The following is a 2,343-nucleotide window of genomic DNA, read 5'->3' on the forward strand; positions in this document are numbered from 1 at the left end:
GGCGGGACCAATCGGCGACATGGCGATGAGTCGGCCGTCGAGCAGTTCGACACGGTCGTCCTCGGTGAGAATGCCGACTTCGGCCATCCGATGATACTCGTCGACGGTCAGGGGCCGTTGTCGGGTCGCGAGCGCGTACACGTCAGGGTCGGGTGGGGCAGCGAGGTCTATGGCAGCCGGACGACTGTGGGAAAAGACACGGTGGTTACAGAAACGTACGAGTTGGGCGGGAGGTTGCAGGGATGAGTGATGCGTAGTGCGTATTGCGTATTGCGTAGTTACGGGCTGCCTATCGCGAAAGGGCTGCCCCGAGTTACGAAATACGCAATACGAAATACCTCCGTTCGCTTCCACCGATCAGCACGGGCTGGCGCGATCCTGAAATAGCGGGACGCGTGCCCAGGACGCCCTACATGTCAAAAATCACCTGCACGGCCCAGCCGTCGTCGGTGCGGTGCACGTCGAGGCCGTGGAAGGTGATGGCCTTGATCTCGGTGTAGACGGTGTGGCGGTCCGGGTCGATGGGCTCGCCGCGGACGGTGGCGGTGAGGGACAGCCCCGCCTCCGTCTCGTCGATCGCCTCCACCGCGAAGGCGCCGTAGAGGACGGTGTCGACGGTGTGCCGGTAGTTGAGCTCGGAAAGCCACTGCACCAAGAGGGCCTCGTGGTCTCGTCCGTCGACGGTGATCGTCTCGGGGGCCGACGACTGAACCATATCGGGATCCGTGAGCACTCTGAACATGCCGGCGGCCGCCCGCTCGAAGAGCTCCGGGAGCGTCGGGGCCGTCACCTGAATGCCGATGTCGCCGGTGTGATCGATCTCGTGGAACCAGTCGGGAGCGTCGGCGGACATGGGAGAAGGGCAGGAAACGGTGGAAGATGCGTGACCGGGTGGAGCGGGAACGCTCGCCGTTCTCCTCGGGGAGGAGAGAAGCCTACTGCTTCGAACTGTCCATCAACCACCCAGGGTTCAGGAGTAATGGCCACTCCGTAGGCTGAGCGGTCCGGGAGGCCGGGCGGCAGCTCCACCCGGGAGGGGCGGTTGGAGGAGGCCCAATTCGAGCGGGTCGGACCGACCGAGCGGGCGGACGGTCGTGTTCTCTGCGGGGCAAAGCCGGGAAGTTGTGACGGTTGCGGAGGCGGGATTGTCCAGCGGAAAGGCGTAAATCGTATCCGCCTTCCGGGCGAACCGCACCCGAAGGGAATCCCGACGGTGGGGCCAGTCGCCCCTGCCCAGGGACGGGTGCCGTGGATGCCCTCCCCATGCACCTCGAGCCCGTCGCCAAGATCCCGAAGCAGTGTGCGCCGCACCTCCGGGATCATGCCGTCAGCCTTCGGCCCCACAGTCAAGAGCAAGGGGGCGTTCCGTTGTCTACGAACAGGTCAACCCGCGCGTCGAAGCGCCTGCACTCTCCGAACGACTTGTTTGCGTCGTGGACGACCGACGGGCCAGGGCCTCGGGTGTTTTCCCGCCTGTGCCCGATCGCGCGATCGATGGCATCGTACTGATGCGCCCGCGTGTAAGAACCCCTGCGTTTCCAACGGGCCCTGCCGCCCTAGTCGTAGACGGCTACGGCCTGATTCCGTCTCTCGACCGTCGAACACATGTGCATGCCAGTCTCTGAGGTCTATGCTGAGAGCGAACTCCGTCAATGGAAGGAAGACGGGACCCTAGTCGCTGCGCCGAAACGTAGCGGACCCCGCCATTGAGGTTGAACCGGTAGTGGGGTTTGTTTGATTGGTACCGTCACGTCGGCTAGCGTGGTCACGGCTCCGCAAAACAAAGAGGACTGGTAGACAATGGGCCAAATACAGTGGGCGCGGACCATCGATTCCAAGACCATCCGGGGACGTCAGCCGCACGGACGACGACTGGAGTACGACACCGGGCACTGGCCGTCTTGAGGGCCCCGAGTACCGTCGGAAGACGCGAAACGTCGATCGGTTGCTCAGCAGCGCCTCTGTGCTCTGTAGAGGGACAGTCGTCCTTTCGTGTGGGATGAAATGTCGCGTGGGAGGGCGAAATGCGTAAAGTACCCCTCCATCGGTACACAAGGACGGATGGAACGGGGACTCTTGGAAGCATCAGGGACTTCTGCATCGATCCGGAGGCATCCCTTCAGGCGTTTGCTGTATGGATCAAGAGCAAGCGATTGCTATCTGTGGACCGGGACGACCAATTCTTCATGATCGAGCTCGACGGATCACAGGGGGGCGGTGGACTTGTACGCTCCGCTCTTACGCTCGCCGTTCTTACCGGCGAACCGTTTCGCATCGAGGACATCCGCGGCGCGCGGTCGAATCCAGGCCTGCGGCCACAGCACCTCGCGGCCGTGCAGGCAG

General features: G+C 63.4%; 2 protein-coding genes. One reads left to right on the top strand and one right to left on the bottom strand.

The genetic code is table 11. From position 1 onward, the window contains the following. Nucleotides 1–409 precede the first annotated feature (409 nt). Entirely contained in the window at nucleotides 410–853 is a 444-nt protein-coding gene (locus tag ABEL04_RS06075; RefSeq protein WP_375801495.1) for an archease, read from the bottom strand. A 1,171-nt stretch (nucleotides 854–2,024) separates the two neighbouring features. Here ABEL04_RS06075 and ABEL04_RS06080 point away from each other — a divergent pair. After that, on the top strand, nucleotides 2,025–2,343 hold a 319-nt coding region (locus ABEL04_RS06080), incomplete at its 3' end, for an RNA 3'-terminal phosphate cyclase (RefSeq protein WP_375801496.1).

It is taken from the genome of Salinibacter sp. (genome assembly GCF_042218895.1).
Lineage (GTDB): Bacteria > Bacteroidota > Rhodothermia > Rhodothermales > Salinibacteraceae > Salinibacter.